This is a genomic window from Streptomyces sp. NPDC007205 (assembly GCF_040634095.1).
Taxonomy (GTDB): Bacteria; Actinomycetota; Actinomycetes; order Streptomycetales; family Streptomycetaceae; genus Streptomyces.
The window spans coordinates 77,770-99,691 of the sequence record NZ_JBEYEW010000004.1; the positions used below are offsets into that span (position 1 = coordinate 77,770).

The following is a 21,922-nucleotide window of genomic DNA, read 5'->3' on the forward strand; positions in this document are numbered from 1 at the left end:
ATCGATGACGAGGCTCGAAGTCGCCGTTCCCTTCCGGACATTCATCCTCAAGATCGCCAACCGCTGCAACATCGACTGTGACTACTGCTTCGTCTTCAACTCCAAGGACCAGGCGGCGCGGCACCTGCCTGCCCGGATGGGCCTGGACATAGCCCAAGCCGCAGCCCGTAGGATCGGCGAGCACGTCATGGCGCATGGCCTCCCATCCGTCCACGTCGTGCTGCACGGCGGAGAACCGCTGCTCGCCGGTGTCCGGCACATGGCCGACCTCCTCGCTGTTGTTCGGGATGGGATTCCGGCGAGCACCGAGGTGCACTTCGAGCTCCAGACCAACGCGACACTCCTCTCCGAGGCGTGGCTGGACCTCTTCGAGCAGCACGGCGTGGTGGTGGGCGTCAGTCTCGACGGGCCGCCGGCCGCGAACGACCGGCACCGGCTCACCCACCATGGGCGATCCAGCTGGGCCTCCACCGTGCGCGGCATCGAACTCCTGCGGTCCCGTCCGCACCTGTTCGCCGGACTCCTCGCCGTCGTAGACCTGGCCAATGATCCGGTCGAGGTCCACGACTACCTGGCATCCTTCGGGCCTCCGGTGATCGACTTTGGCTTCCCGCACGGGACCCACGACGACCCGCCCCACCGCAACGACGCGAGTATGCCCGAGTACGGGCTCTGGATGAGCCAGGACTACGACGCCTGGCTCGACCGCCCCGACCACCAACACAGCGTCCGGATGTTGGAGGACATCGTCGCGCTGAGCTCCGGCGTGCGCAGCTCGGTGGAGACGCTCGGGCTGGCTCCACCCACCAGCGTCGTGGTCGAGTCCGACGGCAGCATCGAGGGGGTGGACACCCTCCGCTCCGTCGAGGAGGGCGCCACCAGCCTCGGGCTCGACGTCTTCAACGACTCCTTCGACATTGCCGTCCGCCACCCCAAGCTCCGGCACCGCCAGCAGGACGGCACAGTCGCACTCGCCGAGGAGTGCCAGAGCTGTCCCCTGGTGGCGGTGTGCGGCGGCGGATACCTGCCGCACCGCTTCAGCACAGACCGTGGGTACCGCAACCCATCCGTCTACTGCGCGGACCTGGCGTATCTCATTCGGCACGTCCAGGGTTCTCTACAGGGGTACGGCTGGGAGCTGGATGCTGCCGCGCCGGCCACCCCCTGACCGCACCGCCGCCCGCCCGAGGCTCACTCCGCACGAGAGGAGCTGTACGCCGATGACCGTGACGATCCGGCCGGCCGAGAAGAACGACGTCCGACAGCTGGCCAGGCTGATCGAGGAGATCGAGCGCTTCTACGGCACCGCGGATGCCGACATCCAGCCGTTCGACGAGCGTCAGGCACAGGTCGAGGAGGCGCTCTTCGGGTCGCCGCCTCTGGCTTCCGCCCTGGTGGTCGAGGACGAGGCGAGCGACATCGTGGGCCTCGCCGCGTACTCGTTCCTCTGGCCGAGCGCCGGTTCCACCCACTCCCTCTTCCTCAAGGAGCTGTACGTCCGTGACACCCTGCGTCGGCAGGGCATCGGGGCCCAGCTGATGAGCGAACTCCGTGACCTGGCTACGGCACGCCCCGGTTGCACGCGCCTGGAATGGATGACGGACCGGGTGAACTCGGACGCCCGCACCTTCTACCGATCGCTCGGGTTCGAGGAGGACAACGAGAAGATCGTCTACCGGATCGGCACCGGCACGATGTGAGGCTCTGAAAGGGCATCGATGAAGTCTCAGCACACGCCACGGCGTGCCTGGCACAAGAGTTCGTACAGCGGGAACGAGGACTCGTACTGCGTCGAAGTAGCCGACTTCCCCAACGGAATCGGCATCCGGGACTCCAAGAACCCCGACGGACCCGTGCTGCTCTTCGACATGCCCGACTGGGCAGGCTTCGTCATAGCCGTCAGGGCGGGACAGCTCGGCTCCTAGCTGTTCCGGTGTTGTCCGGACAAGAGAGGGTGTCTCCTCGACGGATACCTCTCCTGGGCCGACCCCGGCGCCGACCACTTTCGTAGTACCTGCCCCCGCGGGCGCGGCCGCCAGCAACACGGGACGGCAGGCAACACAGCGGTGCGAGGAGTACGAAGGAAGGCTGCCGATCAAGTAGCGCGCTTCAACCAGTGGCCACGTCCGACAAGACCTCCGCCAAGCGGTCGGCAGCATCCGGACGTCCCAGAGAGCGGGCCTGCTCCGCCATGTGCCGGCGCTCGCCAGGTGAAGAGATGAGCGGGGCGACAGCGTCACGAAGCCCCTCGGGCGTGACCGCGCCCCCCCAGGAGAGCGACAGCGGCGCCGGCCTCCTGAAGATGCAGAGCGTTGTGCTCCTGCTCGTTGCCCGCCGACGTCGCGAGCGGGATCAGAACGGACGGCTTACCCAGGGCAGTGAGCTCGGCGATCGTGCCGGCTCCGCTGCGGGAGATCACGATGTCGGCGAGGGCGAGGACGTCGGGGAGCTCCGGGCCGACGAAGTCCGTGACCAGGTAGCGGTGCCGAAGGTGGCTCGGGAGCTCGGTCGCGTACCGGCGGGACTCCTCGATGGACGTGGCGCCGCACTGATGACGTTGGCCTGAGTGAGTAGCCACGGCAGGACCGCGCGGACGATGGTGTTGATCTGGACGGAGCCCTGGGCGCCGCCGCCCCCGTCCGTGCGCGTCGTCCCGTTCCGGCCGCCGACTCGTCACGCCGTGCCCCCTTCCAGTGAAGTGGCCTTAACCACTTGCCTGGCATTAGCCACTCATGCTCTGCAAGCACTTCGACGCAACTGCCCGCGAAATCAGGTGAGCGGGTAGCCCTGTTCGAACGCCCAGCGATGCGGCGGGTAGGTGGCTTCGGCGAACTCCAGCGGCCGGTCCTGGAGGTCGAAGACGACCTGATGGGCGATCAGGACAGCTGAACCGGGCTCAAGTCGAAGGTCAGCCGCTTCTTCGTCCGTCGCAGACCGGGCACACACACGGTCCTCGGCATAGCTGCCCTGGCGCCCCGTCATGTTCTCGACGTACATCAGGGTGCCCTCTTCGATCCGTTCAGGATCCAAGAGCTTCGGGGCCCTTTGACCGACGTCTGGCGCGAACCACGAGGTGGACAGGGTGATGGGCCCGTCCTGGTTGTTGGTCACGCGACGCCGATGCACGGCCCTGCGATCCTTGGTCAGCCCCAAGGCCTCGGCCACGTGGTCCGGTGCGTCCGCCCAGCCGGCAGACGTGATGACGGCGTACTCGCCGGGGGTGTGGATCTTCCCGGTCTGGCGAGCGCGGCCGTACAACTCCCGTGCCCGTCGGTTCACTTCAAGACTTCGGACGTACGTCCCCGATCCCTGCCGCTTCTCTACCAGGCCCTGATGGCTGAGTGCCTCCAGCGAGCGGGCGGCGGTAGGCCTGGACACCTTCCAGTCCGCCGCGAGCTGTCGTTCGGACGGAACTTCGTCCCCTGGCCGCAAGTCTCCTCGGAGAATCTGATCCCGGATGAAGTGGGCGATCTGGAGATACTTCGGTTGAGCCTCCTCAATCTGAGGCATGCTCCCTCCCTGTCCAAGTGGCTATGGCCTCTAGCCACTATAGGGTGGGTGGCCAACGAAACCCGTAGGCTTGTTGGCATGACGCGGTTGATCGTCGCAGCAGGAGGAGGGGGCGACGCTGTCGCCGCCGCAATGCTTGACGCCGCCCTGTATGCCGACGAGGACCAGGCCGTGATCCTCACGTACGCGTGGGACCGCTTGCTCATCGACCCGGTACCGGGACCGCGAGGAGCCCACGACTTCACCGGCCTCAGCCAGATCACCTCCGCCGTCTCGGCAGTGCCGGCCGAAGCCCGCCCGGTCGCCCCGGCAGGATCCACCCTTCCGCGACTCGCGGCAGAGCTCCCGCACACCTTCGCACTGCTCGACCCCCACCAGGGCGCCGAGGGCGTCACGCGCCAGCTGGAAGAGCTGATCAGTCACCTGAAGCCGGAGTCGATCGACCTCCTGGACGTCGGCGGTGACATCCTTGCGCGAGGCGACGAGCCGACACTGAAGAGTCCGCTCGGCGATGCCCTCACCCTGGCTGCCGCCTGCCAGGTGAACGCGTCCATCCGCCTGTTGGTTGCCGGGCCCGGCCTGGACGGCGAACTCCCCGCAGACGACCTTCGCCCGGTGCTCGGTGCTGTCGTGCACACCTTCACGGCGAAAGACGTAGAGCCGATCAGCGGGGTCCTTGAGTGGCACCCCTCCGAGGCGACGGCGATGCTCGCTGCAACAGCCCGCGGAGTCCGGGGCACCTGCGAGGTCCGAGACGCCGGCCTTCCCGTGCCGCTCACCGACGAGGGCCCGACGGTGCACGAGGTCGACCTGGACGAAGCGCTGAGCCGCAACACCCTGGCCCGCGCCATCATGACGACCGCCACCCTGGACGAGGTTGAGGCCTACAGCCGCGAAATCTGCGGCTTTTCCGAGATCGACTATGAGCGCAACAAGGCCGCGTGGCTGAAGGACCAGCCGCCGGTGCAGCTCGACGCCGAAGCCGTATTGCCCCGGCTCGACCAGTTCGAGACGGAGGCCCACAGCCGAGGAGTCACCCACACGACGTTCCGCCACGTCACTGAGGCCCTGACCCTCAACGGCTCCCAGCGCCATGCCCTGCGCCGACTGCTCATCGACAGCCGACCGGAGCAGTACGACGCGCCCCTGTGGCGCATCACGACGAAGCCTGAGTAACAACTTTTTCTACGGGTTCAAGGCGGCTCGCTTCGCTCACCGCACGCGCACAGCAATCAGCCGCCTGACCTCAGAGAAGGGGTACGTCGTGGCTGTCGCATGGCGCCGCACAGAGCTGGGAATCATCCCCCTCAAACGGCAGAGTAAAGGAACAAGGGGACAACATGGAGTTCTGGCGAAACAGGCACTTCGCATGGGGTATTGCTGTGGCCACAATTGCCACCGTCGCACTGACCCCAATAATTCTCAAAGGTCTCTCATTCCTCGGAGGAGACTGGCAATCGCTCAGCGACGTCGGACAAGCCTACGGATTCCTCTCCGTGATCTTCTCGGGCGCAGCACTAATTGGGGTTGCCATATCTCTCACCTATCAAGCCCACCAGACCAACATATCCAACGAGGAGGAGCGACGGGCCGCGCACCGCGAGCTGGCGCTTATGTCGATCAACGATCCTGAGCTTCTCGTTTGCTGGCAACCATCACAGAGCCCGCTGCCTTTGGCTCTAGCGAGGCAACTCCACTTCACGCACTTGATCGTTACACAATATTACTCCGATTACTTGCTCAAGCGCGTGAATGACGAGGCAACGCGCGTCCAGCTTGAGCTGCACTTCCAGGGCGAGCGAGCGCGAGATCATTGGGTCGATCGTTCGGCGGGCTGGCGCGAGTTTGCAGAGGCGACAGGGGATGCGCGGCAAATTCGATTTGTCGACCTAATGGATGAGGCTTACGAAAATGCCGTAGCTGCCGGACCGTCAATAGCGGCCTCCTCTTATTTCGCCCCTGATCCCGCATCATAATCCCGCGTTGGTCTGTGATGACGTGGTACAGCAGCGGAGTACAGCAACCACAGCAACCGACAACGCATCGCAGCGGCTCTCATAAGCGTCATGGACGGTGGCAGCAGGTAGGGACGGTCTGGCTCCGTGCCAGGCCGTCTCAGTTTCCGTCTCATTCAGCCGCGTTCACGGCCGTTCAGCCGAGGCCCTACGCCGTCCCGGCGGTAGCAGCCGGCCGACCATGCCCCCCGACTTGCCCCGAACCCCCCGCCGAAGAAAGCCATCCGTGCCGAGCGTCGACTCGGGACCGTCCACCACAGTCCCTGTCGTCGCGATCAAGTAACCCAACTGGGCCCGCGACCGTGACCGCCGAACGCACCCTCGTCACGCTGCTCCAGCGTGGCGGGTCCGGTTCAACGCGCCCGGTCCCGAAGGAGCGGCGGCGCTGTTCACCGATGACGGGGTCTTCCAGGGGCTGTTCCCTGATCCGGTCACCGGCCCCGGGAGGATCCTCGGCTACTAACGCCGGGTCCCCGCCGGCTAACGCCGGGTCCCCGCCGGCACCCGCGCCGACGTCCGCGTCCTGACCGCGTACCGGGGAGGCGAGGACTGGATCGGCGGCCTCGCCCACGTGGTCTTCCAGGGGCCCGACGGCACCATCCCGGTACGCCTGTCCGTCGTCGCCGTCCGCACGGACGAGGCCTGGCGCATCCGGCACCACCACGTCTCGCGCCTCTGACCGGCCCGGCCCTCCCGGCTACCGCGCCACCCGCACCGGCGCCGACACCGTCACCTGGTCCACCTCCGACACCCGTACCGTCACCTTCATCGTCCAGGTGCCCGGCAGGGGGAGGTCGAAGGAGTCGGCCGCCCAGTAGCCGCCCCGGTCGGTGACCCGGGTGTTCAGGGGGCCGATCCGCCGGCTGGACAAGGTGAAGGTGACCCGTAGTTCGGGGACCGTGGACAGGCCGCCGTCGGGGCCGTAGACCACCGCCTGGACGGAGGTGCGGCCCACGCGGCCAGGGTCCAGGGTGACCTGGACCCTGCCGTGGCCGCCGGGGGTGCCGACGTCGAAGGGGACCGTGGTGACGGAGGCCGTCGGGATGCCGCTGGCCGGTGCCGCGGTCTCCGTGGTCGCGGCGGCTTCGGTGGCCGTCCGGCCCGGCACCGTGCTCGTCAGCAGGGTCGTCAGGGCCAGGACCACCACGCCCACGGCCGCCTCCGCCAGGACCGAGCGGCGCAGGAGGCGGAAGGGGAGCTGTGGGGGCGGGGCGGCAGGTTCCGGCCGGAGCGGGGGGCCCACGGCCGGTTCGAGGACGCGGGCGGAGGGTGCCGCCTCCCGGGCCCGGGCCTGGGTCAGGCGGGCCGTCCAGGTGCGGGAGCAGGCCGCCACCAGCAGCAGTGCGGTGACGGCTGCCAGTTTGGCCAGCAGGGTACGGCCGTACGTCGTGGCCGTGAGCGCCTGCCAGGAACCGAGACCCCGCCAGGACTGGTAGACACCGGTCAGGACCAGGACCGTCACCGAGGCGAGGGCCAGTCGCGAGAAGCGGGCCGGGACCGGGGCCGGCAGGGCCGGTGTGCGGTGCAGCACTCTCAGCAGCGCGGCCAGGCCGCCCAGCCAGGCCGCCATGGCCAGCAGATGGAGGGTGGCGGAGGCGATCGCCAGCGGGACCTGGAGGCCCGCGGAGGCGTGTTCGGCCGCCGACCAGGTCAGCGCGAGGGGCAGCGCGAGGGCAGCGGCAACGGCGAGGGTGGCGCGGCGCGGGAGCCTTCTGCGGCGGGCTCTGAGCAGGGCCACGGCGGTTGCCGCCAGGAGCAGCAGCGCCAGCCGGGCGAGCAGGAGTGCGCCGGGACGGGTCGTGGCCGCGTGCGCGAGGGCGCGCAGGGAGAGGGCCTGCGCGGGGGAGGTGCCCTCCTCGTAAGGGGTGCGCAGGACGAACAGGGCGGCCGTCGAGGCGAGCAGGGTCCAGCCGGCGGCCAGGGCGGGGGCGCGCAGGGGGGCCGCGGTCGGCGGGCGGCAGTACGCCACGAACGCGGCGGTGCCGAGGAGGAGGGCCAGGCAGAGGTAGGCGAGCCAGCGGGCGATGTTGTACAGGGCGGCCGTGGCGGGGTCCTCCGTGGCGTCGGGGACCGGGCTCACGGTCGTAGCCGTGCGTGTGCCGACCGAGAAGGTGAGCGCGCCGGACACCGGGTGGCTGTCCGCCGACACGACCCGCCAGGCGACCGTGTAGGTGCCGGTGGCGAGTCTGGCGGGCAGGGAGACGCGGGCCGTGTCCGAGCGGCCCGGGGCGTGGTCGGCGGGGCCCGTGCGCACCCGGTCGTTGCGGGGGTCGTAGACCCGGAAGGAGTCGGTGAGCAGGCCGACCGACTCGGTGAAGGTCAGGGTGATGTGCCGGGGGGCCGTGCGCACGACGCTTCCGTCACCGGGGTCGGTCGTGCGCAGGGCCGCGTGCGCCGAGGCGGGGGCCGCCGTGCCGAGCAGAAGGAGCAGGAGGCCCGTGCAGAGCAGGGCCAGCCTGCGCCCCCACCGGTGTGCCTCGCGCACCTCGTCCCTCCCTCGCCGCGTGCCCTCCCCAGGAGTACGCAGAGATCGACCGGAGTGCTCACCACGCCGGGCGGGCCGAGACGCCGCCGTCCACGGTCAGGTCATGGCCGGTGATCCAGCGCGCGAGCGGCGAGGCCAGGAACACGCAGGCGTCGGCCACGTCCTCGGGACGGCCGAGACGGCCGGTGGGGGCGGCGGCCAGCCAGCGGCGTACGCCGTCCGGCCATGCCTGAGCCAGGCCCTCCCGGTCGATCAGTCCGGGCGAGACGGTGTTGACGCGGATGCCGTCGGGCCCGTACTCCAGGGCGGCCGCCCGGGCGTGCATGACGACCGCCGCCTTGGCCGCGCTGTAGTGGGCGTGGCCCGGGGCGGGCCGGGCGGCCTCGATGGAGGCGATGTGGGTGACGGTGCCGCCGCCGTGTGCGCGCAGGTGCGCGGCGGCGGCCTGGGTGCAGGCGAAGACGCTGGTGAGGTCGGTGTCGACGACCGTGCGCCACTCGGCCGCCGTCATGCCGGGCAGCGGCTGGACGGGCTGGACGGCCGCGTTGTTGACGAGGGCGGTGAGCCGGCCGCCGGACCAGTCCGTCACCTCCCCGACCAGACGGTGACAGGCGTCCTCGTCCGTCAGATCCGCCCGGAGTACGACGGCCTCGCCGCCCGACTCCCGGATCCGGGCGGCCACGTCGGCCGCCGCGTCCACCGCCGTACGGCAGTGCAGGGCCACCGCCGCGCCCTCCTCGGCGAAGCGCAGCGCGATGGCGCGGCCGATGCCGCCGCCCGCGCCGGTCACCAGGGCGGTCTGTCCGTCGAGCAGGCTCATGGGCGGCACAGTTCCGTGATCCGGGCGGCCTCGGACGGGTAACGCGCCGTGAGGCCGGCCGCGTCGCCGTGTTCGTAGTCCGCGTAGGTGAATCCGGGGGCCATCGTGCAGCCGAAGAACGACCACGCGCCGCCCGGCGCCACCCGCGCGCCCATCCAGGTGCGGGCCGGCACGGTCAGCTGGACGTGCTGCCCGGACAGCGGGGCGGGGCCGAGGACTTCGGTGCGGGTGGTGCCGTCGGGGGCGAGGAGCAGGAGGTGGAGCGGGTCGCCGAGGTAGAAGTGCCAGATCTCGTCGGTGGGCAGGCGGTGCAGGGCGCAGAAGTCGTCCGCGGTCAGCAGGGCGACGATGGCCGAGCCCGCGGGGCGCCCGTCGGCACCCTCCGGCCCCTCCCAGGTACGGCGGAACAGGCCGCCCTCTCGGGGGATGGGTTCGAGGCGGTAGTGGGCGATCAGCTCTTCGGGCGTCGTCGTCACCCGGGCAAGACTAGTGCCCCGGAAAGGCCACCGCCCGCTCCAGGAAGGCGAGTTGGGCGTGCTTCTCGGGCAGGTACACGTCGGGGAGGTCCACCTCGGGCAGGACGACCGCCGGGCCGCGCACGAAGCCCTGGCGTTCGAAGCGGGCGATCGCCTTGGTGTTGCGTACGTCCGGGTCGACCACGAGCCGGCGCCGGTCCGGGGCGCGCAGCGCGCAGGCCGTCATCACGGTCAGCAGGGCGGAGGTCCAGCCGGGCCGTGGGCCGCCGGGGCCGGGCGGGCCGACGAGGACGTGGACGCCGAGGTCGCCGGAGAGGGCGTCGTAGCACTCACCGACCCGGTCCGCGGCCGGCTCGTACGTCTGCAGCAGGGCCGCCGGTGTGCCGTCCCTGGTGACGAGGTGGGCGTGGTGGGTGTCGAGGCCGGCCATGTGGGTGTAGATGTCGGCGACCTGGTCCCGGGTGAGGCCGTTCATGCCCCAGAAGGCGGCGCGTTCATCGCTCACCCAGCCGTGGACGACATCCGCGTCGGACACCGGGTCGAGGGGCCGGATGCGAACGGTGCCGAAGCCGTCGACGTGCTGTTCGAAGGTTTCCTCGGAGCGGTCAGTCATGGGTTTCCTCAATGCGTTCCAGCAGGGTCAGCAGGGTCCAGTCGGTGACGACGGGGGCCAGTTCCCCCGCGAGCCACAAGGGGAGCTGGTCATGGTGGTGGGGGGCGCCGGGGACACCGTCGGCGCCGAAGGGGACCACCCAGCGGCTGGCCGCGCGGTCGCCCAGGTCCCAGACGTACCGGGCGGCCGGGCCGCGGGCCGCGCGGTCGGTGAGGCCGGGGACGGCGGAGGTGCAGAGCACGCAGTCGTGGTCACCGGCGAGCCCGGGTTCCGGGTCCCCCGGCGCTTGCGGGAGTGCGCGCCAGGGGGCGAGGCGGTGGGTCGCGGACCAGGTGCCGGCCGGCTGCTCGGCGGCCACCTCCTCCAGGGCCGCGCGAACGGTCGCCGGACGGTCGACGCCGTACAACTCTTCTGCGCGCAGCAGGTGTTCCAGGGCGTAGCCGATGCGCGGGACGAGGGCCAGCCAGGGCAGCAGGACCTCCGGACAGGCCGGGGGCTCGGCGAGCGGGGCGAACACCGGGTGGGCGGCGAGACGGCGTACGACCGCGGAGCGTACGGCCGCGTAGCAGGCCGCGTCGGTGCTGTCGGCGTCCATGCGGCGGTTCCAGGCGAGCAGGCGGCGCCGCAGGCGGGCTGCTGCGGGGCTGAGGCCGTCGAGGGCGGCGAGGTGGTCCAGCAGGGGTGCGGCGGAGGCGAGGTGGGTGTCGGTGTGGATCGCGGGCATGCCGTCGGCGGTCCAGGTGCGGCGCGCGTCGAGGAGGGCGCGGATGCGGTCGGCGCGGTGCGGTGGGGCGAACTCGACGCCGAGGGGGGCGGCGGGGCCGCGCTGGTTGGCCATCACCGCGATGCCGTCCCGCACGGGCGCGTACGGCGGCCGGTGCCAGCCGTGCCAGTCGTGGCCGGGGCGCCAGGCGGGCACGGGGTGGAGGCGGTTGGCCCGGGCGCGCACGGGGACGCGGCCGGCGACGCGGTGGAGGGTGCCGCCCTGGGTGTCCGCGGCCTGTACGACGTTGACGGGCTCGGTCCAGGCGTCGAGGGCACGGTCGACGTCCTGGACCGTGCGGGCGCGGAGCAGCGGGAGGAGGGCGCTGAAGCCGAGGTCTTCGGTGACGCGGGGTGGGTACCGCAGAGCCAGGGCGGTGTTCCCACCGGCACCGTCCGTGACGCTTTCGCCGTCGGGTGCGGGTGGCCCCTGGGGGGCGTTCCCGCCGTCGGCGGCGGCCTTCGGTGCATGGTCGGTGACTCCCGCCTGCGGGCCTTCCGGCCCTCCCGCGATCACCGGGCCCCGGTCCGTCTCGATCACCTCGATCTCGATCGGCGCTTCCCCCGCGATCTCGACCGTCTCCGTGTGCCGCGCGGCCCGGTGCCAGTGGCCGTCCGGGCCGAGGGACTGGACGCCGGCGCCCGTGCGGCGCAGGCGTTCGCGGTAGAGGTCCTGGTAGTCGGCCATGGCGTTGGTGATGGCCCAGGCGACCGTGCCGGTGTGACCGAAGTGGGCGATGCCGGGAACGCCGGGCACGGCCAGGCCGATGACGTCGAACTCGGGGCAGGAGAGGTGGATCTGCTGGTAGACGCCGGGGTCCTCGATGAAGCGGTGCGGGTCTCCGGCGATCAGGGCGTGACCGGAGGCGGTACGGGCGCCGGTGACGAGCCAGCCGTTGCTGCCGGCGGTGCCGGGGCCGTCGGTGGCGAACAGGCCGACGGCGTCGGGGCCGAGGTGCCGTATCGCCTGCTCGCGCCAGAGCTTGGCCGGGAAGCCGGCGAAGAGGAGGTGGGTGGCGAGCCAGACGCCGAGCGGCGTCCAGGGCTGCCAGCGGCCGGGGGTGAGGCCGGTGCGGGTGAACTCGGGGGCGCGGCGGGCTCCTTCGGGCAGGCCCGCGTTGACGCCGTCCACGTACGCGCGGACCCAGTCGGCCGTTTCGGGGTCCCGGCTCTCCAGCGCGGCGAAGCAGCGGCGGGCGGTGTCTTCGAGGCGGGCCCGGCGGACGAGGACGTCCCAGGACAGGGCGCCGCCGCCGAGGAAGGAGGCCGAGGTTCCCTGGGCGCGGTGGCGTTCGACCTCCAGCTGCCAGGCGCGGTCCAGTGCGGTCACCCGGCCCTGGGCGTGGGCCAGTTCGCGGGTGCCGGCGGCGCGCAGGTGGGGGATGCCCCAGCTGTCGCGGTAGGTCTCGGTGGTCACCCGGGAACCCCCTTTGTTTAGGTAAGCCTTGCCTAAGTTTCGATGGTGGGGGAATCGTACGCGAGACCCGGGCGACCGGAAGCGGGGGGCGCACAGCCGTCCGGCCCCGGCGGCGAGCGGGTCCCGGTCCGGCCGGGCGGCGAGCGGATTCCGGGCGAGGGATGATCGACGCATGGACGTCACGCTGCACCTCGCCCAGGAGCCCGAGGCCGACGCGCTCCCCGGGCGCAGTCCGCTCGCCGCGCTGACCGGGATGCTGCTGGACCAGCAGGTCCCGATGGAGTGGGCGTTCAAGGGGCCCCGGACCATCGCCGACCGGCTCGGCGCCGGAGCCGACGGGGACCTCGACGCCCACGACATCGCCACGATGGACCCGGAGGCCTTCGCCGCGCTGCTCTCCGAGAAGCCGGCCGTGCACCGCTACCCCGGCTCGATGGCCCAGCGCATCCAGCAGTTGTGCCAGTACCTCGTCGAGCACTACGACGGGGACGCCGAGGCGGTCTGGCGGGACGCCGGCAGCGGCGCCGAGCTGCGGAAGCGGCTGGAGGAACTGCCGGGGTTCGGCAAGCAGAAGGCACAGATCTTCCTCGCGCTGCTCGGCAAGCAGCTCGGGGTCACCCCGAAGGGCTGGCGGGAGGCGGCGGGCGCGTACGGCGAGCCGAAGTCGTTCCGGTCGGTCGCGGACATCACCGGGCCGGAGTCACTGGCGAAGGTCCGCGCGCACAAGCAGGAGATGAAAGCGGCGGCAAGAGCAGCGAAGGCCTCCGGCACGTAAGGAGGCTCCGGGACGCGAGGACTCCCGGGGACATGGACATCACGGAGGACTCCCGGGGGCATGGACATCACCCGTCCGGCCTCTCCCCGCTGGCACCCCTCGCCCCGCCGATCCCAGCATGAAACCATGACCGAGGCACCCAGCAGTGGCCCTGAGTGGGGCCGTGAATACGACGACCAGCGCGCCCACGCGGCACAGCGGCCCGGCGGGCCGCAGGCGCGCCACGAGCCCGAGCCGCCGTTCGAGGGTCCCCTGCACGCGCTCTCCCGCGCTGCCTGGCAGCTGGTCCTGGTCACCGGGATCGCCTCGCTGATCCTCGGCATCCTGGTCCTCGTCTGGCCCGGCGCCTCCCTGCTCGCCGCCGGCGTGCTCTTCGGTGTCTACCTGGTGATCAGCGGCATCTTCCAGCTGGTCTCCGCGTTCGGCACACACAAGACGACCTCGCTGCGCGTCCTGGCCTTCATCAGTGGCGCCGTATCGATCCTGCTCGGCCTGTTCTGCTTCCGCGGGCCCATGCAGTCGATCCTGCTGCTCGCCCTGTGGATCGGCATCGGCTGGCTGATCCGCGGGATCACCCAGACCCTGGCCGCCCTGCACGACTCCCGGATGCCCGCCCGCGGCCGGCAGATCTTCCTCGGGGTCATCACCTTCATCGCCGGGATCGTGCTGATCGACTCGCCGTTCCGGTCGGTCGCCGTGCTGACCCTGGTCGGCGGCATCTGGCTGGTCGTCGTGGGGATCACCGAGATCGTCACCGCGTTCGGCATCCGCGGCCGGGCCAAGGCGGTCCCGCAAACGCTGTGACCCGGCGGGGCCCCGAACGCTGTGACCCGGCGGATCCGCGGACGCTGTGTCACCGGCGGATCCCACGAACGCTGTGACACCGGCGGATCCGCGAACACTGTGACACCGGCGGATCCCGCGAACCCTGTGACCCGGCGTCAACCGCGCGCCCCGTTCCTACGCCGACCGGGCGGATCTCGCGCCCCGCATGCTGCATTCCGCTACCGCCCGGGGGACACACCTGCCGTGAGCTGGACCGGGAGCCGTCCCCGCAGCCGAACCTGGCTGCGGGTGCTCGTGCTGCTCCTCGCCCTGTGGGTGCCCGGCGTTCACGCGCAGGCCCAGGCGGCGCCCGCGCTGGGCGTGCCGGCCGAGACCTTCGAGCACGACGGCACCGATGTCCTCGACTCGCTCGTCCGGCCGCCCGCCCGTGTCGTCCACCGGGCCGACGTACCCGAGCGCCCGGCACCCCTCGCCGATCCGGCGCCCGCCCGGCCCGCGGCCCGGACGAGCCCCGCCGCACCCCGGGTGCCTTACGCCCCCTCCCTGCTGCGCACGGTGGTCCTGCGCTGCTGACAGACCCGTGTCCCCCGCGACAGGTCGGTCGGCTCGACGCAAGGAGCACAGCCATGCCCATGGATCCCTACGCCGTCCTGCGCGCCCTGCTGCGCGCGGAGGCCAGACGTGCGACGGCGCCCAGGCCGGAGCAGAAGGAGGAACCGCAGCGGCCGCCCGGGCAACAGGGCCGCTGAACCGGTGCCGGCGGGGGCGGGCCACCACCGCCTCCGCCGGTCCGTGCCGAACGTCCTCGGCCGAACGGAGGAAATGCGGCCGCGTCCTTGCTCCGACGCACCACAGCGGACGATAGCGACCCCTATGACCCATTCGCGGCATCTTTTCAGGCGGCACACTCCGCCGCCATGGCTGCGCCCGGAACGTCTTGACCGGTAGGCTTTCCGTGTGATCTTCAAGCGCATCGGAAACGGCCGGCCGTACCCCGACCACGGCCGGGAAAGCACCCGGCAGTGGGCGGACGTCGCGCCGCGCCCGGTCCGCCTCGATCAGCTCGTGACCACCAAGCAGCAGCTCGACCTGGAGACCCTGCTGGCGGAGGACTCGACGTTCTACGGCGACCTCTTCGCCCACGTCGTGAAGTGGCAGGGCGACCTCTACCTGGAGGACGGGCTGCACCGCGCGGTCCGCGCCGCCCTCCAGCAGCGCCAGGTGCTGCACGCCCGCGTGCTCGAACTCGACTGACCCGGCGACACAGCCGTCGGCCTTGACCCTTTCGGGTTCCGCTGAGCGGCATCCACTGATCATCTAATAGGCATCACCGCTCAGGCGCACTACGCTGCGCTCATGAGCATGCTGACTCCTCCCGGCATGGGCGGCCAGTACCGGATCACGGGGGACAAATACCCTCGGATGCGTCCCCCGCGCCGACACGGCAGGCTCGTGGCCGCAGTGGTGGCGTCCGCCGCCGTGCTCGGCCTGCTCGGCTGGGGCACCCTGCAGCTCATCGACGTCTTCACGGGCGGCAAGAAGGGCACGGTGGCCGCGGCCAGGTCCGAGTGCCGGACCAAGGCCGCACCGGCGGCGCGGGGCAGGGCCCTGCCCAAGCCCGGCGACATCACCGTGAACGTCTACAACGCCACCCAGCGCACCGGGCTCGCCAAGGACACCGCGGACGCACTGAAGAAACGCGGCTTCAGGATCGGCGACGTGGGCAACGCGGCCAAGGAGTTCGACAAGAAGGTCAAGGGCACCGGGATACTCCTCGGCCCGCCGGACGCCCGGGACACCTCACTGGCGGTACTCGCGACACAGGTCTCCGGCACCGAACAGCGCACCGTCGCCGGCCGCAAGGGCGCCACCGTGGACCTGGTCATCGGCGACGCCTTCAAGGGCCTGGCCCAGCCGGCGGCCGCACAGCAGGCACTGACGGCCCTGACGGCACCGAAGCCGACGGCACCTGTGACGAAGAGCTGCTGAGAAGGAACCCGGGGGCGCGGGGCTGTACCGGTGTGCGGCTCCGCCGCGTGGGCGCGATCAATCACGACGCACCCGCACCCCGTCGGGCGCAGAACTACTCGGCCGCGCCGTACAGGCGGTCCCCCGCATCCCCCAGCCCCGGCACGATGTACCCCAGCTCGTTGAGGTGATCGTCCACCGCCGCCGTCACCACCGTCACCGGCGTCCCCGCCAGCTCCCGCTCCATGACCGCGACACCCTCCGGCGCCGCCAGCAGAACAACGGCGGTCACGTCGTCCGCACCCCGCTTGATCAGCTCCTGGATCGCCGCGACCAGCGTGCCGCCCGTGGCCAGCATCGGGTCCAGCACGTACACCTGACGGCCCGAGAGGTCCTCCGGCATGCGCGAGGCGTACGTGGAGGCCTGCAGCGTCTCCTCGTTGCGGATCATGCCCAGGAAGCCCACCTCGGCGGTCGGCAGCAGCCGGACCATGCCGTCGAGCATGCCGAGGCCGGCGCGCAGGATCGGCACGACCAGCGGGCGCGGACGGGCGAGCTTGACGCCGGTGGTCTGCGCGACCGGCGTCCGGATGTCGACGGCCTCGGTGCGCACGTCCCGCGTGGCCTCGTAGGCGAGCAGGGTGACCAGCTCGTCGGCGAGCCGGCGGAAGGTCGCGGAGTCGGTGCGCTGGTCGCGCAGCGTGGTGAGCTTGTGGGCGACCAGGGGGTGGTCGACGACGTGGAGACGCATGCCCCTAACGGTACCCGCGCCCGGCACCCCGCCGACGCTGGCGTGGGACCCGCCGTCCGAGGGAAAGTGGGAGGGACGGACTGGGGTGGTGTGACGTGCCTGACCTGCCTGAGCTGCCCGACGACGCGGGCGGCGACCCCGAGATAGCCGAGCCCCCGGCGCCGGAGACGGACGCCGAGCGGCGCCGCCGCCGCGCCCAGTTCCTGCGTGACCTCGCCGAGGCCCGCGCGCTGCGCGCCCGGGTCCAGCCGCGACGCGCCAAGGCCGCACGGCTGCGCCACGCGATGCGCATGCGGACGTTCCGCTGGTAGGGAGGATCTCTGTGAGCCATGTGGGCCCTGTGAGCACGCCCCGGTAGGGAAAGTTGGGGGTGAGGAAGTTGCGCGCGCGCTCCGGCGTTTGCGAGGCGGGCGTGCGTGAGTGCCTGGAAAAGCCGCGTACGATCCGCAGGTGGCGGCAACGAACGCTCAACACACAGGGAGCCGAAGACGTCCCCTGACAGCCTTGTTTCTGCCACGATTCCGAGTGGGTGGGGCTCGGAGCCCAGCTCTCCCCGCCCACGTACCTCCGCCGGGGGGACCCCCAACCGGCACGCCTATGACCAGTGGGAGAGTCACGGTGTACTTCGCCGCACTGCTCGCGCGCACCGAAGACGGGTGGGAAGCGAGCGACACAGAGCTCGACGATGTGGAGACCCTGTCGGATCTGGCCGACCTGGCCCGGGAAGCCACTCCCGACGAGGACACGGTGCTCGTCCTGATCGAACAGGAGGACGCCTGGTTCGGCGTCGTCCGCGTGGACGGCGAGGAGGACCCTCGCATCTACGTCTCGGACGCCGCCGCCGCCCAGCGCAGTGCGTACGGTGAGCTGCTGCTCACCGACGAGCTGCTCGGCCGGGAGCCGGGCGCCGACGACGGCCCCGACCTGGACGCCCTGGACCTCGACGGCACCGAGGACGGCGAGTCCGAGTCCGAGTCCGACGAGGACGACGAGACGGGCGGCGCCGACGCGGTCCCGCACAGCCCGGTGGGCGACAGCCGGATCCTGGACGACCTGGGCATCAGCGAGAAGGAACTGCGCGCCCTGGACGCCGACGACGCGCTCAACTCGATCGCCGAGGCCCTGGGCGCCTCGGAGGTGCTGGAGACCGTCCGCTGACCGCGGCACAGGAGACGCAGGGACCCGTGGATCCGGTACGCGACCGCTGGCGGGCCGCGATGCGGCTCGCCCTGGACGAGGCCGAACGGGCCGTCCGGGGCGGGGACGTCCCCGTCGGCGCCGTCGTGCTGTCCCCGGACGGTACGACGGTGCTGGCCACCGGGCACAACGAGCGCGAGGCCACCGGCGATCCCACCGCCCACGCCGAGGTCCTCGCGATCCGGCGGGCCGCCGCCCGGCTCGGGGAGTGGCGGCTGGCCGACTGCACCCTCGTGGTCACCCTGGAGCCGTGCACGATGTGCGCGGGCGCGATCGTCCAGTCCCGCATCGACCGGGTCGTCTACGGCGCCCGGGACGACAAGGCGGGCGCGGCGGGTTCGCTCTGGGACGTGATCCGCGACCGGCGGCTCAATCACCGTCCGGAAGTCGTGGAGGGTGTTCTCGCGGCGGAGTGCGCGCGGCTTCTCACCGAGTTCTTCCGGGACCGGTGACCGCGCCGCCGAATTCCGATTTCAAACCATGCCCCACCTTGCTGTAAGGTCTCCCTCGGTAGCGTGTCCGAGCGGCCGAAGGAGCTCGCCTCGAAAGCGAGTGTGGCGCAAGTCACCGAGGGTTCAAATCCCTCCGCTACCGCTCGGAGAAAGGCCCCGTCGAAAGACGGGGCCTTTCTCGTCGTAAGGGACCCTTGAGCACAGGGCGGGGCAAATGACCCCGCGCGGCAGGCCGTTGGTCCCCAAAAGGGGCGTGAAGGTTACACTCGCGGCCGGCAGCAGGGGAGCACGGACAGGGGAGGCCGCGGTGGCGGTGAACGCCAAGAAGATCGCCGTATACGTGCTCGTGGTCTTCGCGCTGTACGTGATCATCACGGACCCGCCCAAGGCGGCCCACTACGTCCAGATAGTCTTCGAGGGCATATCGGACGCGGCCAAGGCCGTCGGCGACTTCATGACGTGGGTCGCCAACGGAGGAAAGAGCTGAGGTACACCCCATGATCCGCCACCTGGTCCTCTTCAAGCTCAACGAGGGTGTCGAGCGCGACGATCAGCGGGTCGTACAGGGGGTGCAGGCCTTCCGCGAGCTCGGCGACCGGATCGAGGAGCTGCGCTTCTGGGAGTGCGACTGGAACATCAGTGACCGGCCGATCGCCTACGACTTCGCGATCAACTCGGCGGTCGAGGACACCGACGCCCTCAAGCGCTACCTGGAGCACCCGGCCCATCAGGCGGGCGTCGCGCTGTGGCGCGAGTTCGCCACGTGGGTGATCGCCGACTACGAATTCTGAGTCCCCGCGCCAAGAGCCCCCCGCCGGAACGGTGGGGGGCTTTCCTGTATTTAAGCCCCAACTTGTCATTGTTTGACCACAACACGGCGTTATGCGGTGCTTGCACACAGTGCACATCTCTTGTGATGCTATGACCACTTTTGACGGATGGTTGATCGATGAAGAGGTGGCGTTGACCGTGTCGGCCAGTACTGCGCCGCCCCAGGAGGAGGCGGCCGCCCCCGCCTGCGAACCCGCTCCCGCGGCCCCCGAGAAGCGGCGCGGCGCCGACACCCGAGCTCTCACCCAGGTGCTCTTCGCCGAGCTGAAGCAGCTCACGCCGGGCACGCCGGAGCACAACCGCGTACGGGGGACGCTGATCGAGGCGAACCTCCCGCTCGTGCGCTACGCGGCCGCCCGCTTCCGCTCCCGCAACGAACCGATGGAGGACGTGATCCAGGTCGGCACCATCGGCCTGATCAACGCCATCGACCGCTTCGACCCGGACCGGGGCGTGCAGTTCCCGACCTTCGCGATGCCGACCGTGGTCGGCGAGATCAAGCGCTACTTCCGGGACAACGTCCGCACGGTCCACGTACCGCGCCGGCTGCACGAGCTGTGGGTGCAGGTCAACAGCGCCACCGAGGACCTCACCACCCTCTACGGCCGCTCGCCCAGCACCGCCGAGATCGCCGAACGGCTGCGGATCACCGAGGACGAGGTACTGGGCTGCATCGAGGCGGGACGCTCGTACCACGCCACCTCGCTGGAGGCCGCGCAGGAGGGCGACGGACTGCCCGGCCTGCTGGACCGGATCGGCTACGAGGACCCGGCCCTGGACGGCGTGGAACACCGCGACCTGGTCCGGCATCTGCTCGTCCAACTCCCCGAACGCGAACAGAGAATCCTTCTCCTGCGCTACTACAGCAATCTCACCCAGTCACAGATCAGCGCGGAACTCGGCGTCTCCCAGATGCATGTCTCCCGGCTCCTCGCCCGCAGCTTCCAGCGACTGCGCTCCGCGAATCGCATCGACGCATAGGACGCAGAGAAGGACGCGCGGCGAAGCACAGCGGGCGCACGGAAGCACACCCGCGAACACCCCCTGCATCGCAAACCCGCTCGATCCATCACCGCCGCGAGCGAATCGCTCACCAGCGCAGATGCCGACAGTTGCGACCCGAAAAGGCGTCAGACCCCTTCTTTCCAGGGCCGATTCGGCTCCCGTGTGTCGACATGTCACTACAGCGTGTTGCCGACATGTGACATTCTGCGGGAGACGCGTTTGCCGGGCCTTCCGCTCCGGTATTCAGGTGAAGGCTGCGTTGCCCGAAAGGCGGCGCCGCCAAGACCGTCCCGCGACCCAAAGGGGGTGGCATGTCCGCAGACCAGGGCAGCTCCAAGGTGCTGACGCCCGCGAAGAGCGAGGTTGCACCCAAGGAGCTCGACGCTTTCGACGTCCTCGACGGCATCGAGGGCGTCACGGCCCTCGATGCCGTGCCGGCCCCGCCCGCCCAGGCGGCCGCCGACACTCCGGCCCCGCCGGCCTCGGGGGACATCAACACCCGTACTCTGTCCCGCTCCCTGTTCCTGCGGCTCGCCGCACTCGACGAGGAGAGCCCCGAGCGGGCCTACGTCCGGGACACCCTGATCGAGCTCAACCTGCCGCTGGTCCGCTACGCGGCCGCGCGCTTCCGCTCCCGCAACGAACCGATGGAGGACATCGTCCAGGTCGGCACCATCGGCCTGATCAAGGCGATCGACCGGTTCGACTGCGAACGGGGCGTCGAGTTCCCGACCTTCGCGATGCCGACGGTGGTCGGCGAGATCAAGCGCTTCTTCCGGGACACCTCCTGGTCGGTCCGCGTCCCGCGCCGCCTGCAGGAGCTGCGCCTGGCCCTGACCAAGGCCAGCGACGAGCTGTCCCAGAAGCTGGACCGCTCCCCGACGGTGACGGAGCTGGCCGGGGTGCTCGGCGTCTCCGAGGAGGACGTGGTCGACGGCCTCGCGGTCGGCAACGCCTACACCGCCTCCTCACTGGACTCCCCCGCCCCCGAGGACGACGGCGGCGAGGGCTCCCTGGCCGACCGCCTCGGCTACGAGGACACGGCCCTGGAGGGCGTGGAGTACCGCGAGTCCCTCAAGCCTCTGCTGGCCAAGCTGCCGCCCCGGGAACGCCGGATCATCATGCTGCGCTTCTTCGCCAACATGACCCAGTCGCAGATCGGCGAGGAGGTCGGCATCTCCCAGATGCACGTCTCCCGTCTGCTGACCCGGACGCTGGCTCAGCTGCGGGAGGGCCTGATCTCTGACTGACCCTTCAGTTCTGACAGCCCGTCAGACACACTGGCCCGATGCTGCGAGCGACAGGGTCGGGCAGGGCGACGGGGACGACATGGACACGTGGCCGCCGAGGCGCCCTTACGGCAGCGTCGGCGGCCGTCGTCGTCCTGGGCGGGGTACTGGCCGCCTACGCGGCCCACGGCCCGGGCGGCGGCTATGTCGCGGTCGGCTCGGCGGGCGGTCCGGAGCGGGCGGGCACGGCAGCAGCCACGCCGACGGGCGCGGTGTCACTGGTGCCGCTGGACGGCAGCCGGGGCACCGCGACTGCCAACTCGCCCGCCGCGACGCCCGGTCAACCGCGGCCGAGCAGCGCGGCAACCACCCCCGGCAGCCCGGAGCAGCCGACCGCACCGGCACCGGGTGCGCCGGACCCTTCCGGCAGTACGGGCGACGGACGCGGCGGCACGGACGGCCGTACGGCACCGCCTCCGAGCACCTCAGCCGCCCCAACTCCCGGCCGCGGCACGGCTCCCGCGCCCGCCGACCTCGCCTGGGGCAAGCCCACGACCGCACCCACGGATCAGCGCTGGTGCCAGAAGGTGACCGTCGTCTTCCACAACTCCGGCGGTACGGCGGTGCGTTCGGGCTCGGTGACGTTCGGGACGCACATCATCGGCGCGCTCGGCATCGACTGGGCGACGGTCACCTCGACGGTGGACCTCCCGGCGCCGATCGCCCCCGGTCCGCGCAAGGACCACACCTGGACGGTGTGCGTCGACGCCTGGCGGGTACCGCTCGGCATGCACATCGAGACGCGGGACGTCTCGGTGGAGTGGAAGTGA

Annotated in this window: 27 protein-coding genes, 1 tRNA gene and 1 pseudogene; 21 read left to right on the top strand and 8 right to left on the bottom strand. The window is 70.9% G+C overall.

All coding sequences use genetic code 11. The features are described 5' to 3' along the window. Nucleotides 1-4: 4 nt before the first annotated feature. From ABZ624_RS09050 to ABZ624_RS09060, 3 genes are read left to right on the top strand one after another with little or no spacing between them, the layout of a single operon-like run. Entirely contained in the window at nucleotides 5-1,168 is a 1,164-nt protein-coding gene (locus tag ABZ624_RS09050; RefSeq protein ID WP_360084192.1) for an FxsB family cyclophane-forming radical SAM/SPASM peptide maturase, read from the top strand. Nucleotides 1,169-1,220: 52 nt separating this feature from the next. Next, complete coding sequence (haaN, locus tag ABZ624_RS09055) at nucleotides 1,221-1,700, top strand: cyclophane-containing RiPP N-acetyltransferase HaaN (protein WP_360084194.1); 480 nt, start codon at nucleotides 1,221-1,223, stop codon at nucleotides 1,698-1,700. A gap of 18 nt (nucleotides 1,701-1,718) precedes the next feature. Continuing rightward, the gene (locus ABZ624_RS09060) at nucleotides 1,719-1,925 is read left to right on the top strand and encodes a DUF397 domain-containing protein (protein ID WP_360084196.1); all 207 of its coding nucleotides are present in this window, start codon (nucleotides 1,719-1,721) and stop codon (nucleotides 1,923-1,925) included. Between the two features lie 184 nt (nucleotides 1,926-2,109). Here ABZ624_RS09060 and ABZ624_RS09065 read toward each other — a convergent pair. Continuing rightward, a pseudogene (locus ABZ624_RS09065) lies at nucleotides 2,110-2,631 on the bottom strand (glycosyltransferase); the annotation flags it as partial. A 138-nt stretch (nucleotides 2,632-2,769) separates the two neighbouring features. After that, nucleotides 2,770-3,510, bottom strand: a complete 741-nt coding sequence (locus ABZ624_RS09070) for a GntR family transcriptional regulator (RefSeq protein ID WP_360084198.1) — start codon at nucleotides 3,508-3,510, stop codon at nucleotides 2,770-2,772. Between the two features lie 78 nt (nucleotides 3,511-3,588). Between ABZ624_RS09070 and ABZ624_RS09075 the strand changes: the two genes are divergently transcribed. The 3 genes from ABZ624_RS09075 to ABZ624_RS09085 all read left to right on the top strand — a co-directional run bounded on the left by ABZ624_RS09075 (nucleotide 3,589) and on the right by ABZ624_RS09085 (nucleotide 6,204). Continuing rightward, nucleotides 3,589-4,686, top strand: a complete 1,098-nt coding sequence (locus ABZ624_RS09075; RefSeq protein ID WP_360084200.1) for a DUF1152 domain-containing protein — start codon at nucleotides 3,589-3,591, stop codon at nucleotides 4,684-4,686. Nucleotides 4,687-4,850: 164 nt separating this feature from the next. Further along, a complete protein-coding gene (locus ABZ624_RS09080; RefSeq protein ID WP_360084202.1) occupies nucleotides 4,851-5,486 on the top strand; it encodes a DUF6082 family protein in 636 nt (211 codons plus the stop codon). A gap of 592 nt (nucleotides 5,487-6,078) precedes the next feature. After that, nucleotides 6,079-6,204 carry a nuclear transport factor 2 family protein gene (locus ABZ624_RS09085; protein ID WP_360085176.1) on the top strand — a complete coding sequence of 42 codons (126 nt, stop codon included), beginning with the start codon at nucleotides 6,079-6,081 and terminating at the stop codon, nucleotides 6,202-6,204. Between the two features lie 18 nt (nucleotides 6,205-6,222). Here ABZ624_RS09085 and ABZ624_RS09090 read toward each other — a convergent pair whose 3' ends face one another. From ABZ624_RS09090 to ABZ624_RS09110, 5 genes are read right to left on the bottom strand one after another with little or no spacing between them, the layout of a single operon-like run. Beyond that, nucleotides 6,223-8,010, bottom strand: a complete 1,788-nt coding sequence (locus ABZ624_RS09090; RefSeq protein WP_360084204.1) for a copper resistance protein CopC — start codon at nucleotides 8,008-8,010, stop codon at nucleotides 6,223-6,225. Nucleotides 8,011-8,068: 58 nt separating this feature from the next. Continuing rightward, a complete protein-coding gene (locus ABZ624_RS09095) occupies nucleotides 8,069-8,830 on the bottom strand; it encodes a glucose 1-dehydrogenase (protein WP_360084206.1) in 762 nt (253 codons plus the stop codon). Then, a complete protein-coding gene (locus tag ABZ624_RS09100; protein WP_360084208.1) occupies nucleotides 8,827-9,306 on the bottom strand; it encodes a cupin domain-containing protein in 480 nt (159 codons plus the stop codon). The genes ABZ624_RS09095 and ABZ624_RS09100 overlap by 4 nt, the downstream gene beginning before the upstream one ends. Before the next feature lie 10 nt (nucleotides 9,307-9,316). Further along, nucleotides 9,317-9,919, bottom strand: a complete 603-nt coding sequence (locus ABZ624_RS09105; protein ID WP_360084210.1) for a GNAT family N-acetyltransferase — start codon at nucleotides 9,917-9,919, stop codon at nucleotides 9,317-9,319. Further along, entirely contained in the window at nucleotides 9,912-12,098 is a 2,187-nt protein-coding gene (locus ABZ624_RS09110) for a penicillin acylase family protein (protein WP_360084212.1), read from the bottom strand. Before ABZ624_RS09110 ends, ABZ624_RS09105 begins: the two co-directional genes overlap by 8 nt. 172 nt (nucleotides 12,099-12,270) lie before the next feature. On the opposite strand from ABZ624_RS09110, the gene ABZ624_RS09115 reads away from it, so the two are divergent. The 6 genes from ABZ624_RS09115 (at nucleotide 12,271) to ABZ624_RS09140 (ending at nucleotide 15,648) form a co-directional block, all read left to right on the top strand. Then, nucleotides 12,271-12,873 (top strand): HhH-GPD-type base excision DNA repair protein, encoded by a 603-nt coding sequence (locus ABZ624_RS09115; protein WP_360084215.1) that lies wholly within the window; start codon nucleotides 12,271-12,273, stop codon nucleotides 12,871-12,873. Between the two features lie 126 nt (nucleotides 12,874-12,999). Continuing rightward, nucleotides 13,000-13,677 (top strand): HdeD family acid-resistance protein, encoded by a 678-nt coding sequence (locus ABZ624_RS09120; RefSeq protein ID WP_360084219.1) that lies wholly within the window; start codon nucleotides 13,000-13,002, stop codon nucleotides 13,675-13,677. Nucleotides 13,678-13,902: 225 nt separating this feature from the next. Beyond that, nucleotides 13,903-14,232: a hypothetical protein gene (locus tag ABZ624_RS09125; RefSeq protein ID WP_360084222.1), complete on the top strand. Its 330-nt coding sequence runs from the start codon at nucleotides 13,903-13,905 to the stop codon at nucleotides 14,230-14,232. Between the two features lie 53 nt (nucleotides 14,233-14,285). Then, nucleotides 14,286-14,408: a hypothetical protein gene (locus tag ABZ624_RS09130; protein WP_360084225.1), complete on the top strand. Its 123-nt coding sequence runs from the start codon at nucleotides 14,286-14,288 to the stop codon at nucleotides 14,406-14,408. Nucleotides 14,409-14,616: 208 nt separating this feature from the next. Next, a complete protein-coding gene (locus ABZ624_RS09135) occupies nucleotides 14,617-14,913 on the top strand; it encodes a type II toxin-antitoxin system VapB family antitoxin (RefSeq protein WP_004943146.1) in 297 nt (98 codons plus the stop codon). Nucleotides 14,914-15,015: 102 nt separating this feature from the next. Then, nucleotides 15,016-15,648, top strand: coding sequence for a LytR C-terminal domain-containing protein (locus ABZ624_RS09140; RefSeq protein WP_360084228.1), 633 nt, complete (start codon nucleotides 15,016-15,018; stop codon nucleotides 15,646-15,648). Nucleotides 15,649-15,742: 94 nt separating this feature from the next. On the opposite strand, the gene upp is transcribed toward ABZ624_RS09140, so the two are convergent. Further along, nucleotides 15,743-16,378, bottom strand: coding sequence for a uracil phosphoribosyltransferase (upp, locus tag ABZ624_RS09145; RefSeq protein ID WP_360084231.1), 636 nt, complete (start codon nucleotides 16,376-16,378; stop codon nucleotides 15,743-15,745). Nucleotides 16,379-16,482: 104 nt separating this feature from the next. Between upp and ABZ624_RS09150 the strand changes: the two genes are divergently transcribed. From ABZ624_RS09150 to ABZ624_RS09190, 9 genes are all read left to right on the top strand, one after another. Next, entirely contained in the window at nucleotides 16,483-16,689 is a 207-nt protein-coding gene (locus ABZ624_RS09150; protein WP_360085179.1) for a hypothetical protein, read from the top strand. Nucleotides 16,690-16,996: 307 nt separating this feature from the next. Further along, a complete protein-coding gene (locus ABZ624_RS09155; RefSeq protein WP_360085182.1) occupies nucleotides 16,997-17,536 on the top strand; it encodes a hypothetical protein in 540 nt (179 codons plus the stop codon). Between the two features lie 59 nt (nucleotides 17,537-17,595). Beyond that, a complete protein-coding gene (gene tadA / locus ABZ624_RS09160) occupies nucleotides 17,596-18,027 on the top strand; it encodes a tRNA adenosine(34) deaminase TadA (RefSeq protein WP_360085185.1) in 432 nt (143 codons plus the stop codon). Nucleotides 18,028-18,084: 57 nt separating this feature from the next. Continuing rightward, nucleotides 18,085-18,169 (top strand) — tRNA-Ser (locus ABZ624_RS09165). A 165-nt stretch (nucleotides 18,170-18,334) separates the two neighbouring features. Next, nucleotides 18,335-18,514 (top strand): hypothetical protein, encoded by a 180-nt coding sequence (locus ABZ624_RS09170; RefSeq protein WP_055708362.1) that lies wholly within the window; start codon nucleotides 18,335-18,337, stop codon nucleotides 18,512-18,514. A 10-nt stretch (nucleotides 18,515-18,524) separates the two neighbouring features. Then, a complete protein-coding gene (locus tag ABZ624_RS09175) occupies nucleotides 18,525-18,818 on the top strand; it encodes a Dabb family protein (RefSeq protein ID WP_360084234.1) in 294 nt (97 codons plus the stop codon). Between the two features lie 130 nt (nucleotides 18,819-18,948). Then, a complete protein-coding gene (locus tag ABZ624_RS09180; RefSeq protein ID WP_351249774.1) occupies nucleotides 18,949-19,839 on the top strand; it encodes an RNA polymerase sigma factor SigF in 891 nt (296 codons plus the stop codon). A gap of 335 nt (nucleotides 19,840-20,174) precedes the next feature. Then, nucleotides 20,175-21,113: an RNA polymerase sigma factor SigF gene (locus ABZ624_RS09185; protein WP_360084237.1), complete on the top strand. Its 939-nt coding sequence runs from the start codon at nucleotides 20,175-20,177 to the stop codon at nucleotides 21,111-21,113. Nucleotides 21,114-21,151: 38 nt separating this feature from the next. After that, nucleotides 21,152-21,922, top strand: coding sequence for a hypothetical protein (locus ABZ624_RS09190; protein WP_360084240.1), 771 nt, complete (start codon nucleotides 21,152-21,154; stop codon nucleotides 21,920-21,922).

Excerpts from the sequence above, each read along its gene's own strand:
- ABZ624_RS09050 (WP_360084192.1), top strand. The coding sequence starts at position 5 with ATGACGAGGCTCGAAGTCGCCGTTCCCTTCCGGACATTCATCCTCAAG.
- haaN (WP_360084194.1), top strand. The coding sequence starts at position 1,221 with ATGACCGTGACGATCCGGCCGGCCGAGAAGAACGACGTCCGACAGCTG.
- ABZ624_RS09060 (WP_360084196.1), top strand. The coding sequence starts at position 1,719 with ATGAAGTCTCAGCACACGCCACGGCGTGCCTGGCACAAGAGTTCGTAC.
- ABZ624_RS09070 (WP_360084198.1), bottom strand. The coding sequence starts at position 3,510 with ATGCCTCAGATTGAGGAGGCTCAACCGAAGTATCTCCAGATCGCCCAC.
- ABZ624_RS09075 (WP_360084200.1), top strand. The coding sequence starts at position 3,589 with ATGACGCGGTTGATCGTCGCAGCAGGAGGAGGGGGCGACGCTGTCGCC.
- ABZ624_RS09080 (WP_360084202.1), top strand. The coding sequence starts at position 4,851 with ATGGAGTTCTGGCGAAACAGGCACTTCGCATGGGGTATTGCTGTGGCC.
- ABZ624_RS09095 (WP_360084206.1), bottom strand. The coding sequence starts at position 8,830 with ATGAGCCTGCTCGACGGACAGACCGCCCTGGTGACCGGCGCGGGCGGC.
- ABZ624_RS09105 (WP_360084210.1), bottom strand. The coding sequence starts at position 9,919 with ATGACTGACCGCTCCGAGGAAACCTTCGAACAGCACGTCGACGGCTTC.
- ABZ624_RS09115 (WP_360084215.1), top strand. The coding sequence starts at position 12,271 with ATGGACGTCACGCTGCACCTCGCCCAGGAGCCCGAGGCCGACGCGCTC.
- ABZ624_RS09120 (WP_360084219.1), top strand. The coding sequence starts at position 13,000 with ATGACCGAGGCACCCAGCAGTGGCCCTGAGTGGGGCCGTGAATACGAC.
- ABZ624_RS09130 (WP_360084225.1), top strand. The coding sequence starts at position 14,286 with ATGCCCATGGATCCCTACGCCGTCCTGCGCGCCCTGCTGCGCGCGGAG.
- ABZ624_RS09140 (WP_360084228.1), top strand. The coding sequence starts at position 15,016 with ATGAGCATGCTGACTCCTCCCGGCATGGGCGGCCAGTACCGGATCACG.
- upp (WP_360084231.1), bottom strand. The coding sequence starts at position 16,378 with ATGCGTCTCCACGTCGTCGACCACCCCCTGGTCGCCCACAAGCTCACC.
- tadA (WP_360085185.1), top strand. The coding sequence starts at position 17,596 with ATGCGGCTCGCCCTGGACGAGGCCGAACGGGCCGTCCGGGGCGGGGAC.
- ABZ624_RS09175 (WP_360084234.1), top strand. The coding sequence starts at position 18,525 with ATGATCCGCCACCTGGTCCTCTTCAAGCTCAACGAGGGTGTCGAGCGC.
- ABZ624_RS09180 (WP_351249774.1), top strand. The coding sequence starts at position 18,949 with ATGACCACTTTTGACGGATGGTTGATCGATGAAGAGGTGGCGTTGACC.
- ABZ624_RS09185 (WP_360084237.1), top strand. The coding sequence starts at position 20,175 with ATGTCCGCAGACCAGGGCAGCTCCAAGGTGCTGACGCCCGCGAAGAGC.
- ABZ624_RS09190 (WP_360084240.1), top strand. The coding sequence starts at position 21,152 with ATGCTGCGAGCGACAGGGTCGGGCAGGGCGACGGGGACGACATGGACA.